This is a genomic window from Paenibacillus sp. 32352, assembly GCF_002042965.1.
Lineage (GTDB): Bacteria > Bacillota > Bacilli > Paenibacillales > NBRC-103111 > Paenibacillus_S > Paenibacillus_S vulneris.
Genome location: NZ_MZNT01000007.1, coordinates 260,029 through 275,358, shown reverse-complemented (window position 1 = coordinate 275,358; position 15,330 = coordinate 260,029). Strand labels below are relative to the sequence as shown.

Genomic DNA, 15,330 nt, shown 5'->3' with positions numbered 1-15,330 from the left:
CATAGCCATAATATTCAACGATCCTAGCTGACGGCGGGTGAACCCATGTTCAAAGGAAGGTTTTACCGGAATAGTCTTATCCTGATACTACTCATCTCCAGTATCCCGGGAATCATTGTCGGGGGGATTTTATATGGAATGACGGGAGGCTGGCTGGAACATGCGCTCCTTCAACTTCACACAAGCCAAATTCTGCAGAGGGCGTCCAACATTGACGACCAGTTCACCTATCTGGAGACGTCGCTCGCCCATTGGGCATTTGACACCAAATTCAACAGCCATTTATATGAAACGAACTTTTATCAGGACTTCGAAATCGCCCGCGATCTTACGAAGACATTGAATGTAATGCAGGGATCTACGCCATTGGCGAAGCAGGTGGAGCTATTTTTAAAGGGGACTCAGTACATCCGGTTTTACCCGGAATACGATGTTATCTCGAACGAAGATATGATTGCCTCATACAACCAATTTTTATCCCAGGACAATCTTGTGTTTTGGACCACTTTATCCGACGATGCCAGTCATCCGGATAAGAAAGACCTGACGCTGGTCCATAAGATTCCCGGAGTGGACATGCATCCTTTCGGGGCGTTGTTCATCCGGATTAGTGAGGAGAAGGCAACCAATCTCTTAAAAACGTTAACGCCCTACAACGTTGGTGAAACGTTCATGATGCAAAACGGGGGGAACGTCCTGCTGGCGAGCTCCAAGGACCCTCAATCGGTTATATTTGACGAAGCTTTGAAGGAGGAAGTGCTTCAACGGGGAGGCAAATCGGGCTCCTTCCTTTATGAGAATCATAAAAACATGTACACCGTCTCCTATGGAACGTTCCGCAGAGTCGGTACGGAGTGGATGTATGTCTCCGCTTCCCCGATCAGCGTCATTACGAAGCCTGTCGATTTTATCTCCAAGCTCATCTTGTCCGTCAGCTTTGGCGCTTTATTACTGGCGGTGCTGTTGTCCTGGTTCGCTTCCCGCAAAATCTACTCTCCTGTAGATCGGCTGGTGACCCTGTTAACCGGAAGCAGACCCTTGACAGGAAGCATTGGCGAGCAGCATGACGAGTTTAAATTGATAGAAAAGGAGTGGCTGGATCTATGGCGGGAAAGCACGACGCTGCAAAACAAGCTCGAAGCACAGCTTCCCCATGTGAAGGAAGGGTTCCTGCTTCAGCTGGTGCAAGGCTTTCTCTCCGCATACTCCGAGGACGACCTGCGGGAGCGGATGCGCAATTACGGTTGGGAAGTGGATGAGCGCCAGTTTATCGTCATGCATATTCAGCTCACAGGCTTTACAAACCTGGAAGGACGATTCGGCCAGGGAGATGAAAGCTTGATTACGTTTGCGGCTGCCAATATCATCGAGGAACTGTCAACTAACCGTCTGGAGCAGGTGAATGGGATCAATTTTCATGATTTATCTATGGGTCTATTGATCATGCTGCCACCCCACATGTCTTATACAACCGAAGTGCATGAACTGAGCGATGAGATTATCCAGTCTATAAACCGTGTTCTAAAGCTCAACGTATCGATCTGCATCGGCAAGCCTTCGGCCGCTGTCCGACAGATTCCGTCACACTATGAAGAGGCAAAGCAAGCCTTGAGCTACCGCAGCTTCAAGAACGAGAATCAGATTATAGATCTCAATTCCCCGGAGCCGGAGGAGGACATGGCGGAGCTGCATTATCCGTTCGTCCTGGAGAGGGAGATCGTTCAGATGATCAGGACCGGCCAGCAGCATGAAGCGATGGATTTGATCAAATCGTTCCTGGACGCATTGCTGGAGAGAGGAGCCAAGGAAATGGAAGCTCAGCAGGGGATGTTGCAGCTGCTTGGGAGTATATTGCATGCGATTCGGCATTTGGGAATGGACCCGAATCGGGTGTTTCGTTCCGTCAATTTATATGAGCAGCTGGGGCAAATCCGCGAGCCGCAGAAAATGCTGCACTGGTTTCAGCACAAGATCATGAATCCTTACATTCAGGAGCTGGAATCGCGCTCTGACGTTCATTGGAAGAAGGCGGTCGAAACCGCAATGGTCTATCTGCAAAATCATTACATGAATGAAATCTCCCTGGACAGCTGCGCAGATCATGTGGGAGTAAACTCTGTTGCACTTAGCAAGTCGTTCAAGCAAATAACAGGAACGAACTTCATTGATTACTTGACGGAGCTTCGCATGGAGAAGGCAAAAGAATTACTTCGCGATACGGAGCAAAAAATTAATGATGTCGCCGTACAGGTCGGGTATCAGCACAGCTATTTTAATCGTATTTTTAAAAAGAATGTCGGTGTCACTCCGAGCCATTACCGTGAAATGAGCAGAAATATGCATAGTTAAACCTGGAGCAAGCTGGTGTCTGGAGATCAGGCGGCGGCTTGTTTTTTCTTTGTCAAAAAAGTCCAAGCCCAACGCTCTAAACGCATGGGACAGGATTTTCAAGAAAGTGCTAGGCGGAGTGAAAAAGTACAAATTCCATAAAAAGCGCTTCCAAAAAAGTGTGGTTGCCGGAAAAATGCCCCCCGATTAAGGTGAAATTAGCAAGCGGCTGCAGCAAACTGAAGATGATGACGAGGAGTGAGAGGATGGTCAAAACATCACAAGCCGAGCAGCTTCCGGCAAGCGTTCCGTCGACGAGGACACGCAAGAGGGGCTCATTAATGAGTAGAATCATTCAGGATAAATATTTGCTGATGCTTTTATTACCCGGTTTGGCCTACTTCATTATATTTAAGTACATTCCCATGTGGGGGGTACTGCTCGCGTTCAAAAATTATCAGCCGTTCGTTGGATTTTTTAAGAGCGAATGGGTTGGAATGGATAACTTCAGGCAATTTTTTAACGACCCGATCTTTTTCCGCTTAATGAAGAATACGCTTTTGCTTGGTTTATATGACATGGTATTTTTCTTCCCCGCACCGATTATTCTAGCCCTACTGCTTAATGAAGTCCGCAAATCCTTTTACAAACGGTTTATTCAGACCATTATTTATATACCGCACTTTATTTCTATGGTTATCGTCGCAAGTATCACCTACCTCATGTTGACTACGGAAGGCGGGATTATTAACGAGCTTCTGTTCAAATTCGTCGGCGTGAAATATGAGTTTTTGACAAGTGAGGACTGGTTCCGGCCGCTCATTATTACGCAAAGCTTATGGAAGGAAATGGGATGGGGGACGATCATCTTCCTTGCCGCCCTCGCAGGAGTTGACCAGGAGCAATACGGGGCCGCTATTGTAGACGGCGCGAGCCGGTTCCGTCAGCTATGGCATATTACCCTCCCGGCGATCAGGGGTACCATTATTGTGCTGCTGATCCTGCGTATGGGCAATTTCCTGGACCGCGGCTTTGAGCAAGTGCTCTTGATGAGCAATGCGCTGAACCGCAATGTGGCGGAAGTCTTCGACACTTATGTGTATACGATCGGCATTGCCCAAGGGGCCTTCAGCTATAGCACGGCGGTAGGGCTGTTCAAATCCGTTATCGGCATCATCCTGGTGCTCGGCTCTAACTACTTGGCCAAACGTGCCGGCCATTCCGGTATTTTCTAAATGATTCCTCATCCTTAAAGCAAAGGAGGCAGCTGCCTTGAGACACAACACTTTAAGCGGAAAACTATTCGATGCCGCCAACTATATATTCCTTGCCGTCGTGGCTTTGTCGATGATTCTGCCGATCATGTATATCGTCGCTGGATCCTTCGCAACCGAGATTGAACTGAGCAACCGGGCGTTCTTCATCATCCCGAAGACCGTGACGCTTAACGCTTATGAATATGTATTTAAGGACAACGCGCTGCCGCGAAGCCTGCTGGTATCCGTCTTTGTAACCGTTGGAGGCACCCTGGTGAATCTGTTCTTCACCTTTACTATGGCTTATGCCTTATCACGCCGGTATATGGTTGGACGGAACGTGGTCATGAATATGGTTGTCTTTTCCATGCTGTTCAGCGGCGGTATTATTCCAACCTTCCTGGTGGTAAAAAGCATGGGTCTGCTGAATTCGTACTTGGCGGTCATGATTCCTACGGCGATCAGTGCATTTAACTTGATTGTTATCAAATCATTCTTTCAGGAAATTCCTAATGAGCTGATCGAATCCGCCCGTATTGACGGCTGTACCGATCTTGGAGTTCTGTGGCGCATCGTTCTTCCGCTATCCAAGCCGGTTATCGCCACCTTCGCGCTTTTCTATGCTGTAGGCCACTGGAATGATTTCTTCAATGCTTTGCTGTATTTGAGCGATGCGAAGAAATGGCCGATGCAGGTGCTGCTGCGCCAAATTATATTGCTCGCTACAGGTTCCATGGATATGTCGACAATGGACCCGCAATACGTCAAGCCGCCGGATCAATCCATCAAGATGGCTGTTATTGTAGTTGGAACCTTACCGATCCTGCTGGTCTATCCGTTTTTGCAGAAGCATTTTGCCAAAGGGGTTCTGTTAGGGGCTGTTAAAGGATAACGGGGCTGCTCCGCTATGTTGATAAACCCGAGTACTTTGCTTTCCGTTTGGAATAGCTGGGCGGAAATATCCGTAGCGCCGGCTGCCGGTGCAGGGATGGGAATCCTCACAAACGCTGTTCCCGGGCACAGTATGGTGAAGGGATTATCATAGATGCTATCCAACTTTGTATACAAAAAAGGGAGGAACAAGGAAGATGAGATTCGTAAAACAGAAAAGAACGGCCATGGCCGCCATGAGCATCGCTTTGGTTGCAAGCGTATTCACTGGCTGCAGCTCAGATCCTAAACCAGAAGCAGGCAAGGCCGGCACACAAGCATCCACGGGCAAGGAAGCACCTTACAAATTTTCGATTATGATAAAAAGCTTTCAAAATGATGCCATAACCTCCGAGAGCAAAGTTTGGAAGAAGGTAGAGGAGTACACGAACACGAGTCTGGAGGTGTTGTTTACACCGGATGCCGCCTACAACGATAAGCTGAATATTACGCTGGCCTCGGGCACGATGCCTTCGGTTATTTTTACGGCAAGCGCCAAAACTCCATCCATTGTCAACGCGATCAAAGGGGGAGCTTTCTGGGAAATCGGCCCGTATTTGAAGGATTATCCGAACTTAAGCCAAATGAATAGCACGATATTGAACAATACCTCCGTTAACGGCAAAACCTATGGCCTGTATACCGCAAGACCGCTGGGACGCTTTGCCATCTCCTACCGCAAAGACTGGCTGCAAAATGTTGAATTGCCTGAGCCGAAGACGCCGGACGATTTTTACAATATGTTAAAAGCGTTCAAGGAGAAGGATCCGGACAAGAACGGCAAAGATGACACGTACGGCATGGTCGTGACCAAATATTCCGGTCCATGGGATATTATGCAGACTTGGTTCGGAGTTCCTAACAAATGGGGAGTTGATAAAGACGGGAAGCTGATTCCCGCCCATCTGACGAATGAATATATGGATGCGCTCCGCTACTTCAAGAAGCTGTATGACGAGAAGCTGGTGAACCAGGATTTCGCCGTCTACGATTCTGCCAAGTGGAACGACCCGATCATTAACGGGCAAGCGGGTGTAGCGGTCGATGTAGTAGATCGTTCCTATCAGATCGATGAGAAAATGAAGGCGGGCAATGTCAAAGGGGAAATGGATATTATCGGGGCTATCAGCGGCAAGAATGGTCCTGTAACTCCAGCTACAACTGGATACGGCGGTATCTTCCTCATCTCCAAATCGGCGGTAAAAACCGAAGCGGAGGTGCGTAAAATCCTTAATTTCTTCGATAAAATCGACGATAAGGAATACCAGATTCTTCTGACGTACGGTATTGAAGGCACGCACTATAAGGTGGAGGACGGCAAGCTTGTCACGATTCTCTCTTCAGAGATGCCGCAAGCGCCGGATATTAACATCAAGAGCTTCAACCAAATGCTGATCGGGGTTCCGAACGTGCTGGATACGGCCTTCAAGGCTGGGACGCCTTTGAGAGCCAAAGCGAACGAGGTGAAAGCGGCTAATGAGAAGATTGCTCTGGCGAACCCCGGCGAGCCGTTGATCTCCGCTACTTATACCCAGAAGGGCGCTCAGCTGGATCAGCAAGTAGAGGACGCACGTATCAAATTTATCGTAGGGAAAATGGACGAAGCCGGCTTCAAAGCCGAGATGGAGCTGTGGAAGAAGAACGGCGGCAATGAATATATTAAAGAAATGAATGATGCCTACGCCGAAAGCAAAAAGAAATAATAGATGCACAAGGTCCGGTCTGACTCTCAGATCGGACTTTCTTTGTCATAAAGGTACCGCTCTCTATTAAAATCTAATCTAACATGTAAGGCATGCTAGATCATATAATCGTCGTAGTAATCGGTTTTTTTGGGCTTTTTCCTACGTATAAACAACGATACGAACAACAGGACGGCAAAAATGGCATAGTACAAGCCGCACTCGAGCCAGTCCCTGGAATTGATGTAGAAGACGACGGCGAATGGAAGAGGAAACAGGAGAGAGATCCAGATCGGTTTTTTCAAAGGTGCACCTGCCAAACGTCATTTATCCCCAATCATACCATCAAAGGGCCTCAAATTGAAGGCTTCTTACCAAGCACAACGCGGACTCCATTTCATAAGCATCAACATGCAAAGTTTTCCTAAGCCCTGCTTATCTGCTATTATAAAATGGATTGCATTGTGAAAAGGAGCCATTATGAACAAAAAGATCTTATTCATTATCGGTTTTATTGTTGTTATCGGTATCGTATTGGTATTGGGTCAAATGCAATGGGGCGCCTATCATTATCAGAATAAAGTCGCGGTACTGACCTATCACCATATTGACACGGAGGAATCGGACTATACCATATCCCCCGAACGATTCCGGGAGCATCTGCACGCCCTCACGGATCATCAATTCAATGTGATATCCACAGCGGAGTTCGTAGGATTCCTGAAGGAAGGCAAACCGATTCCGCCTAACGCGGTTGTCATTACTTTCGACGATGGCTATGAATCTTATTACAAATATGCCTATCCTGAGCTCAAAAAAGAGGGGATGACCGCAACTAATTTTCTTATCGTCAATTCTGTTGGCGACCGTACGGCGGAGAGTCCGTTCATGACTTGGGATGAAATAAAAACAATGAACGCGGACGGCTTCGACTTTTTCTCCCATACCTTTGACTCTCACGGCTTTAATACGAATGAAAAGGGGAAGCAGGTTTCACCTTTAACCAACCGGATCTGGCTGGAGTCTGAGAGCCGGATGGAGACGGAAGAAGAGTACCGGAGCAGAGTGGTTAAGGATCTGAGCCAGGCGGAAAAGGTGCTTCATGACCAGCTGGGCAACACCCTATCCATCCTTTGTCTGCCTCATGGACGTTATAATCAATCCCTCATCGATTTAAGCAAGCAAGCAGGGATTCAATACATCTACACCGGTGATTACGGCCTGAATTCCAAGGGTGACATCCTGATTAAGAGAGTTACCGCAGGCGTTCCTTCGTTGACGGGAGAGGGTCTGGTTGCGAAAATTAACAAAGAGACAACGCTGTTAGGGAAGCTGGAGGACTTTATAAAAAATATCGTTCTGCAAGTAAGGTATCGTTATTTCTAATTATTGCAGCAAGTTCCTGGCGAAAGTTAGATGGAAGTCTAGATAGCCATCTGGACTTTTTCCATTATCAGGATAATCCTCGCCTCACTACAAAATAATGCAAAGTAATAAAGAAAGTACTAGCATGAAATGAAGCGTTTCAAAAAAGTCCCGTTGTTCGAAAGGCGCTGATCGGATAGTCTTTTTCTAAGCAGCAGACTTTATGATAATGAGGTGGACGAGATGAACGCTAAAGGACATGGAAAAGGTACCGTATGGCCGGCAGAGTGGAGAACAACGAAGGACTTGATTACAGGAATTCCAATGAAGCAGTTAACGAATCATATGGCGCACAGCTTCCACCTGTATTTCACTAACGACGGCTGGTATGACAATGGCCGGAAATTGTTGTTCGCTTCCGATAGATACAATGCCACGAACTTATATAGCTTGGATCTGCAAACCGGTGAATTTACGCAGCTGACGGATCACCCGGAGGGCGAGTTGGTTCATCTTCAGCAAACGTATATCAATCCGAAGGGCCACGAAGCTTACTTTGAAAAAGGGAATCAAATCATCGCTATCCACCTGCAAACGCTTGAAGAGAGAGTCATCTATGAGGCGCCGGAGAAGTTCAACCTGGGGAATATGAGCTGTACTTCGGACGGGGAATGGTTATGCACCTGCATCAAGGAAGACTTGTCCGATCGCATTCAGGCATCCCTTGGAGCGGGCTATATCGGATTCGAGGAGACTGCAAGAGCCAAGCCTCTCTGTAAGATTGTGAAGATTCCTGTAGCGAGCGGGGAGGCTAAGGTCATCCACGAGGATAAAGTATGGATAGGACATATCAATACATCCCCGACACAGCCGCATTTGCTGAGCTTTTGCCACGAGGGTCCCTGGGATCTTGTCGATCACCGTATCTGGTGCTTGAACATGGACACTCAGGAGGTGTGGAAAATACGCCCATCCCAAGACAACGTCTTCGTAGGTCACGAGTATTGGCATGCCGACGGTATTACGATCGGGTATCACGGGTATACGGAGTCCCTATCCAACAAGGACGGCAAGTTTATCGGCTCTATCCGATATGATAATACGAACCGCCAAGAGAGTGCGTTCCCGTTCCAGAATATGCACATCCATTCGAACGATTCCAGCCTTATTGTGGGAGACGGGCAGCAAACAAGCGCTTATCATGGAGAGCAGTTCCAGGATACGATTTGCTTGTGGAGAAACAACGCCGGGGTGCTGGAGGGACCGAGAATCCTGTGTCGGCACCGGGGAAGCTTCCAGGCACAAAAGCTTCACGTACACCCAAGATTCAGTCCGGATGGAACCAAAGTCTTGTTTACAAGCGATATGACCGGCTATGGCAATCTGTACCTGGTTGACGTGCCTGAATTCGACTCGCTTCCGAAGCAGCCATAATGAAGGATAGAAGGGACAGGTCGCCGATAAGGCGGCCTGTTTTATCTCAACTTCTCCAAACACCTGCAGCTGCGGGGAATTGCTTATAAGGTCTATTAGCCTATTGATCTTGGTGGGCAAATGGCGTTAAACTAAACAATCGGTAGGAAAAATAGAAAAGAATTCCGTCGGCATTCGATGCGGATGGGAGAGGAGAACTTCATGAGCTTATCAAAAATATGGATTCCTGTTGCTGCCCTCAGCATGATGTTTCTTATGCCTGCGGCTGCTGTAGAGCCGACGGCGGCTGAGCATCAGCAGATGGCTGAACCGCGCAGCATGTCGTTTCAAATTCCAATGAACAACTACTGCAGTCTCGAGAACCCGCAGGATTTCTCATTCCAGCTGTCTAACGCCTCCGACTCGGCAGCGAACATTACGGTCCGCTTCTTCCAACAAGACGGAACTGAGTTTAAGGAGGAAGGAACCGCTTATCGTGAGATGAAATCGGATATCGTCCCCGGCAAGCCGACGAGCCTTCAAGCTCATGCAACAGGGGTATATCACATCAATTTTGGCAACCACAAGCAATGTAATGAGCGAGTTTACTTGGGTGAAATCAAGGTTAACTCTGGACAAGCCTCCTTGCTCGCAACCGGCTGGGTTAATACGGCAGGAACGTACGAGAAGATCGTTGTGAACGATAACCGCAAATTTGATCTGTCTGCACCTGTGAGTACGGCAGGAACTTCTTCTCCATAAAGGTTCCCTGTGTCTATAGAAAAGGTAGAGCCGCTTGGCATGCATTTTTTTTGTATGCCGGGGGGCTTTTTTTATTTGTGAACAGGGATATGATTTCGCAAAAAGTTAGTATTGTACAACAATTTGTTAATATCAAACATCCAGTTTGCGTATTCATTTGTAATATGATAAACGTATTCCGAGTCTTAATCAGAAGAGCTGGGCTATTCCAAATCATCCATTTGAAAAGAGGGGAACAATAAATGAAGAGAAAGCTGCCGTTCCAAATGGTTTCATTATCGCTAGGTCTCGTACTAATCGCTAGCGGGTGCAGCCCGTCTAATGCGCCTGCTGCCCCAACGGGAAGCAATGAATCTGAAGCTAAAGTAAGCAATGAACCGATTACCCTCACATTTTTTACGGCGCAAAATTCTGTATACGCAAATGAAAGCGGTTTCGACAATGAGATTGGCCAATACATAAGAAAGAAATTCCCCAATATAACGATCAAGCATATCCATAAAGCGGCCGGGCAGGATTACGGTGATCTTATTGCAGCGGGAACCATCCCTGATATTGTATTGGAATCAAGCGGTAACATCATTTCCAAAATCAAAGAGTTTGATTTGGCCAACGATATGGCGGATCTTATAAAAAAGCATAATTTCGATCTTTCCAGAATGGACGAGGCAGCGATTGCCCAAGTGAAGAACGCCAACCCTGACGGGCAGCTGTGGGGTCTTCCTTTTACGCTCAGCAACATTATTATGTTCTATAACAAGGATTTGTTCGACAAGTTCGGAGTTCCGTATCCTAAGGATGGAATGACCTGGGATGAAGTTTACGACGTCGCCAAGAAGATGACCCGATCGGTGGATGGTGTACAATACAAAGGGCTGTCCATGCATCCGGGCGTCATGACGAGCTATAACCAATTGTCGTTAACCCCGCTGGATTTAAAGGAAAATAAAGCGGCGATCAATACTGAAAAGTGGAAGACCTTGATCGAGAATTACAAGCGGTTCTATGATATTCCAGGGAATGAATTCACTAACATTGACGACTTTCCGAAGGGTCAAATGGCCATAGGAATCCATGTAGCTGAGAAAGTCACGAGCTGGTACACAGCGAACAAAGACCTGAACTTCGATTTGGCTTCGCCACCCTCCTTCAAGGATCTGCCCAACACCGGCATGCTGCCTAACACGTATTCTTTATTTATTACCAAAAATTCCAAGTATAAAGATCAAGCCTTCCAGGTTATCTCGTACCTGCTCTCCGATGAGGTTCAATCCGAATTATCCAAGCAGGGTATCGTAACCCCATTGAAAAGCAAAGCCGTGCATGATGTATATGGTCAAAGCCTTCCTCAATTAAAAGGCAAAAATACAGGAGCGGTATATTACAGCAAGAACGCGCAGCCTGCGCCTCCAAGAGCCTCAGGACTCGTCTATTACAGCGTCAATACCAGTAAAATTTTTGATAATATCTATAAAAACAATATGGATGTAAACAGCGCCATTCGTGCGGTAGAAGAAGAAGCCAACGCCGCTATACAGCAGCTGGTGCTTCAAAAGGGCGGAAAATAACCAATAAGGCTTGCCACTAATGGGCACTAGTGAGTTTTAAGCAATTGTGCAACAGATATCTAGTACACAATCTTCTCTAATACATATCGTAAGAGTACGATGTCATAATTAGTGGAGGGATTGTGGGTGAGAATCCTCATGGTAGCGCCCGAGCAAATTCCGGTACCGGGGAACGGGTCCGTCGAAATATGCATGCTGTCCATAGCTAAGCAGCTTGCAAAGCAACACCAGGTCACCATAGTCAGCCGCCAAAGTTCGGGGCTTCCAAAAATAAGCCATCATGGGAAATTGACTATCGTCAGAGTTCCTTCCGGAAGCGGGAAAAGATATATTTCATCCGTATTGCAGTATATTCGGGGTAAACATTACGATGTCATTCAGGTGGACAATCGTCCTCATTACATGGCGCAAGTCAAACGGGTATTTCCGCATACTCCGGTTGCGTTGTTCCTTCATTCACTGACGTTCGTTCCGAGAACCAGCAGTGTAGCCGCGAGTATGTCCTATGCCAATCTGATCATCGCCAACAGTGATTCCTTGAAAACCAACCTGTCCCGAATGTTCCCATCCCAAGCGCACAAAATCCGAGTGGTCCATTTAGGCGTGGATGTAGACCGGTTCAGGCCCTCGAGCCACTCTAGCCGCTCTAGCCGGCAGGGGACCTTTCATGTATTATTTGCCGGCAGGGTCATCCCCCGCAAAGGAGTGCCGGTATTGATCAAAGCAATAAGTATTGCGCGAAGGCAGCAGTCGAATATTCACCTAACGGTTGTCGGGGGAGGAAAGCCTCATTATATAGGCTGGTTGAGATCACTTGCCCGCAAATATGGCGTACCAACCCGCTTTACAGGCAGGGTATCGCATCAAAAAATTCATGAATGGTACAGGAAGGCAGACTGCTTCGCTTGCCCGTCACAAAGGCATGAGGCATTCGGACTGGTTAATGTGGAGGCTATGGCTTCAGGACTGCCGGTTATTGCGTCCAAAATTGGCGGGATCGGGGAAATTGTGAACCATCGCAGCAACGGCTACCTTGTTCGGAAGTATACTCGTCCTGAGGACCACGCCAAATATATATTGAGGGTCGCTCAAAATAGGGAGCTGACCGATCAATTGTCCAGGCAGGCCCGATCCGACGCAGTGAACCGGTTCAGCTGGAAGCAAACAGCCTCCAGATTAATAGCCATCTACAGTGCAGCCCGATAATGGTCCGATTATCGGGTTTTTTGCGTTTTCATGGATCAACGAAAAAGTGGCCTAACCTGGAATTACTCTACGGGCAAAAAGGTAATGCTGATACCAGTATTCTCCTTCTTTTTGATCCTTATGGATATTGCTGATGATAACTCCGATTCCTTGCTCATAAGTATGGAGGATTTGCCCTTCTCCCATATAAATACCGACATGCCTAACTTTATTTAATCCCGTTTCATTGGGGAAATCTTCATCGGAAAAAAACATGAGATCACCTTTTCGCAAATTCATAAATGGGATCTCTTCCCCTTGAACCGCCTGTTCTCTTGCATTATAGCCCAGTTTGATTCCTTGTTTACTGTAAAGATACTGAACGTAAGAAGAACAGTCAAAAGCTTTATCATTAAATCTTTCCGCTCCGTAGACATAGGGAGTCCCCATATAACGAATTCCCTCTGTAATAATGGAATCTGCTGTTTTTTGCCACTGGGGTACGTCTGCTGCCTCTTGGATTTTATACGGTCTTGTGTCATTTACCGCATTAGGCTTAGCTCCATCCTTATCATTCACCCCTTTTTTAGCAGTACATCCGGTTACTGTTCCTAAAAATAGGGTCGGGATTAAAAAGATTTTGATTACATTGCCAAACGAATTTTTCATATTCCACCTCCTGTCCACTATTGTCTTATTTCAAGTGAACCTCTATTCTTTGTAAAAGATGGTTATGGATTCGAAAGCAGAAATCTTGCTCTGTAATAAAATTGTAGTAAGTGAGACATAATTGGAAGAGAAAATCTATTGGTACATATTATAAAAAAAAGGACGCATAGCCGATGAGCTATACGTCCATATCTTACTTATTGTGCGAGCATTGCGGCCATGTCTTCTTGAGCATTCCCTATCAATTTAAGCCCGAATGTCTCTGTAAGCACGTTCATGACCCCTGGAGTAATGAATTCCGGAGGCTTAGGTCCGATGCGAATATCCTTGATTCCGAGACTAAACAAGCCGAGCAGGATGGCGACTGCTTTTTGCTCAAACCAGGAAAGCACGATGCTCACCGGCAAGTCGTTAACGCTGCAGCCAAACGCGTCAGCTAAGGCCATGGCGATCTTGACGGTTGAGCCGGAATTGTTGCACTGCCCAAGATCGATATAACGAGGGATGCCTGTGTCCGCCACCGTTCCGTAATCCACATCGTTGAAGCGGAACTTGCCGCAGGAGGTGGTGAGGATGACCGTATCGTTAGGCAGGGAGGTTGCAAGCTCGCGATAATATTCGCCGCCGGTTCCTGGCGCGTCACAGCCTGCGATGACAAAGAAGCGTTTGATTTTTCCTTGCTTCACCGCTTGAATGATCTCAGGAGCAAGTCCAATCACCGTCTCATGATGATAGCCCGTCGTTAGAATCTGCTCGGAGTCAATGTCTACAGCGGGTAATGACAAAGCCTTCTCGATCAATGGGGTGAAGTCATCCTCTGCGATTTTGGTAACCCCTTCGAGACCTGCAATATCGTAAGAGAAGAAGCGGTCGGCGTAGGCGCCTTTAATTGGCATAACACAATTAGTTGTAGCCAGAATGGCCCCCGGGAATTTTTCAAACAGACGCCTCTGATCATACCAGGCTTTTCCGATATTTCCTTTGAGGTGAGCATACTTCTTTAGCTGGGGATATCCGTGGGCAGGAAGCATTTCGGAGTGAGTATAGATATGGACACCCTTGCCCTCCGTCTGTTTAAGCAATTCCTCCAAAGCGTAAAGGTTGTGACCGGTGACAACAATGGCATGACCTTCGATTTTATTCTGAGAAACCGTGACGGGCTGAGGTATTCCAAAATGTGTCGTATGCGCGCGGTCAAGCACATCCATAATTCTTACCGTGGCGGAGCCTACTTTCATAGCCATATCAATATGCTCTTCAAGATTGAAATTGGAATTTGTAAGTGTCATATATAGAGCTTCATGTGTGATTCGATCTACTTCAGGATCATGATACCCCAGCTGTCTTGCATGCGTAGCATAAGCAGCGATACCTTTTAATGCGAAGATGATGGTATCCTGCAGACTTGCAATGTTCTCATCTTTTCCGCAGACACCGATGACCTTACATCCACCGGGTGTGGTTTGCTCGCATTGATAACAAAACATGTTGGACCCCTCCGTCACAATTCATATTCAATAACAATGAATAAGCTATCAGATCAGTCGCAGATCTTAAATGATAATTATCACAAATGAATGCTTCTTTGTCGGGCGTTCTAAGTAACGTCATGTAAGGATAGAAAAAGATAACGAGTGTTGATCCGCAATTGACTACTGAATGCAATCGTGATATATTTAGCTTGCTAAATAAATTTGGTGATAAAGGCTGAGAAAAGCAATATGGAGACAACAAAGGTTGACTGTGAGATTCGTGAGCTATTCGACAAACTATCGGCTAGAATGAGAAGAGATTACAGTGAAAGTCTAAGAGAATTAAACCTGCATGTCGGACAAGATAATCTGCTCTATCGTTTATGGTCAGGTGATGGCATAACGCAAATGCAGCTAAGTGAACATTTGAATTGTGAACCACCTACCGTCACGAATATGGTTAAATCACTTGAACAAAACGGATTTATTTATCGTAAGCGTGATGAGAAAGATGCACGAGTTATGCGTATTTTTCTAACCGACAGGGGGAAAGAGCTTGAAGAGCCCGTTCGTATCATATGGCAAAAGCATCAAGATAAGTTACTAAAATCAATTTCAATTGAAGAACGACTGTTTTTAAGGCGGCTTATGAAACAAATGGAGAGTAATTTGTTTTAACTATCTCTCCTTTTCGCGAATT

At 46.6% G+C, this 15,330-nt stretch carries 13 protein-coding genes; 10 read left to right on the top strand and 3 right to left on the bottom strand.

Translation table 11 applies throughout. The annotated features are described in order from the left end of the window. The first annotated feature begins 45 nt into the window (after window positions 1-45). The 4 genes from B1728_RS18340 (at window position 46) to B1728_RS18325 (ending at window position 6,217) form a co-directional block, all read left to right on the top strand. Entirely contained in the window at window positions 46-2,349 is a 2,304-nt protein-coding gene (locus tag B1728_RS18340) for a helix-turn-helix domain-containing protein (protein ID WP_079911795.1), read from the top strand. Between the two features lie 245 nt (window positions 2,350-2,594). Continuing rightward, window positions 2,595-3,563 carry an ABC transporter permease gene (locus tag B1728_RS18335; RefSeq protein ID WP_079911793.1) on the top strand — a complete coding sequence of 323 codons (969 nt, stop codon included), beginning with the start codon at window positions 2,595-2,597 and terminating at the stop codon, window positions 3,561-3,563. Between the two features lie 37 nt (window positions 3,564-3,600). Beyond that, window positions 3,601-4,476, top strand: coding sequence for a carbohydrate ABC transporter permease (locus tag B1728_RS18330; RefSeq protein WP_256865410.1), 876 nt, complete (start codon window positions 3,601-3,603; stop codon window positions 4,474-4,476). A gap of 196 nt (window positions 4,477-4,672) precedes the next feature. After that, the gene (locus tag B1728_RS18325) at window positions 4,673-6,217 is read left to right on the top strand and encodes an extracellular solute-binding protein (protein ID WP_079911792.1); all 1,545 of its coding nucleotides are present in this window, start codon (window positions 4,673-4,675) and stop codon (window positions 6,215-6,217) included. A 95-nt stretch (window positions 6,218-6,312) separates the two neighbouring features. Here the strand turns inward: B1728_RS18325 and B1728_RS18320 are convergent, their stop codons facing one another. Further along, window positions 6,313-6,501, bottom strand: a complete 189-nt coding sequence (locus B1728_RS18320; protein ID WP_144027909.1) for a hypothetical protein — start codon at window positions 6,499-6,501, stop codon at window positions 6,313-6,315. Between the two features lie 175 nt (window positions 6,502-6,676). Here B1728_RS18320 and B1728_RS18315 point away from each other — a divergent pair, with 175 nt between their 5' ends. From B1728_RS18315 to B1728_RS18295, 5 genes are all read left to right on the top strand, one after another. Further along, window positions 6,677-7,582, top strand: a complete 906-nt coding sequence (locus B1728_RS18315; protein ID WP_079911789.1) for a polysaccharide deacetylase family protein — start codon at window positions 6,677-6,679, stop codon at window positions 7,580-7,582. A 222-nt stretch (window positions 7,583-7,804) separates the two neighbouring features. Further along, on the top strand, window positions 7,805-8,995 hold the full coding sequence (locus B1728_RS18310; RefSeq protein ID WP_079911787.1) for an oligogalacturonate lyase family protein: 1,191 nt from the start codon (window positions 7,805-7,807) through the stop codon (window positions 8,993-8,995). A 201-nt stretch (window positions 8,996-9,196) separates the two neighbouring features. Beyond that, window positions 9,197-9,736 (top strand): hypothetical protein, encoded by a 540-nt coding sequence (locus B1728_RS18305; RefSeq protein WP_079911785.1) that lies wholly within the window; start codon window positions 9,197-9,199, stop codon window positions 9,734-9,736. 242 nt (window positions 9,737-9,978) lie between these two features. Beyond that, window positions 9,979-11,304 carry an ABC transporter substrate-binding protein gene (locus B1728_RS18300; protein WP_079911784.1) on the top strand — a complete coding sequence of 442 codons (1,326 nt, stop codon included), beginning with the start codon at window positions 9,979-9,981 and terminating at the stop codon, window positions 11,302-11,304. Between the two features lie 126 nt (window positions 11,305-11,430). Continuing rightward, window positions 11,431-12,510: a glycosyltransferase family 4 protein gene (locus B1728_RS18295; RefSeq protein ID WP_079911782.1), complete on the top strand. Its 1,080-nt coding sequence runs from the start codon at window positions 11,431-11,433 to the stop codon at window positions 12,508-12,510. Between the two features lie 51 nt (window positions 12,511-12,561). Here B1728_RS18295 and B1728_RS18290 read toward each other — a convergent pair whose 3' ends face one another. Both B1728_RS18290 and hcp read right to left on the bottom strand, forming a co-directional pair. Beyond that, window positions 12,562-13,158, bottom strand: a complete 597-nt coding sequence (locus tag B1728_RS18290) for a C40 family peptidase (RefSeq protein WP_079911780.1) — start codon at window positions 13,156-13,158, stop codon at window positions 12,562-12,564. Window positions 13,159-13,355: 197 nt separating this feature from the next. Beyond that, window positions 13,356-14,645, bottom strand: coding sequence for a hydroxylamine reductase (hcp, locus tag B1728_RS18285; protein WP_079911779.1), 1,290 nt, complete (start codon window positions 14,643-14,645; stop codon window positions 13,356-13,358). Between the two features lie 234 nt (window positions 14,646-14,879). Between hcp and B1728_RS18280 the strand changes: the two genes are divergently transcribed. Next, window positions 14,880-15,308, top strand: coding sequence for a MarR family winged helix-turn-helix transcriptional regulator (locus B1728_RS18280; protein WP_079911777.1), 429 nt, complete (start codon window positions 14,880-14,882; stop codon window positions 15,306-15,308). The last annotated feature ends 22 nt before the right edge of the window (window positions 15,309-15,330 follow it).

What these genes read in the sequence shown, in the direction of transcription:
- B1728_RS18340 (WP_079911795.1), top strand. Translation starts at nt 46, where the DNA reads ATGTTCAAAGGAAGGTTTTACCGGAATAGTCTTATCCTGATACTACTC.
- B1728_RS18335 (WP_079911793.1), top strand. Translation starts at nt 2,595, where the DNA reads ATGGTCAAAACATCACAAGCCGAGCAGCTTCCGGCAAGCGTTCCGTCG.
- B1728_RS18325 (WP_079911792.1), top strand. Translation starts at nt 4,673, where the DNA reads ATGAGATTCGTAAAACAGAAAAGAACGGCCATGGCCGCCATGAGCATC.
- B1728_RS18315 (WP_079911789.1), top strand. Translation starts at nt 6,677, where the DNA reads ATGAACAAAAAGATCTTATTCATTATCGGTTTTATTGTTGTTATCGGT.
- B1728_RS18310 (WP_079911787.1), top strand. Translation starts at nt 7,805, where the DNA reads ATGAACGCTAAAGGACATGGAAAAGGTACCGTATGGCCGGCAGAGTGG.
- B1728_RS18305 (WP_079911785.1), top strand. Translation starts at nt 9,197, where the DNA reads ATGAGCTTATCAAAAATATGGATTCCTGTTGCTGCCCTCAGCATGATG.
- B1728_RS18300 (WP_079911784.1), top strand. Translation starts at nt 9,979, where the DNA reads ATGAAGAGAAAGCTGCCGTTCCAAATGGTTTCATTATCGCTAGGTCTC.
- B1728_RS18290 (WP_079911780.1), bottom strand. Translation starts at nt 13,158, where the DNA reads ATGAAAAATTCGTTTGGCAATGTAATCAAAATCTTTTTAATCCCGACC.
- hcp (WP_079911779.1), bottom strand. Translation starts at nt 14,645, where the DNA reads ATGTTTTGTTATCAATGCGAGCAAACCACACCCGGTGGATGTAAGGTC.
- B1728_RS18280 (WP_079911777.1), top strand. Translation starts at nt 14,880, where the DNA reads ATGGAGACAACAAAGGTTGACTGTGAGATTCGTGAGCTATTCGACAAA.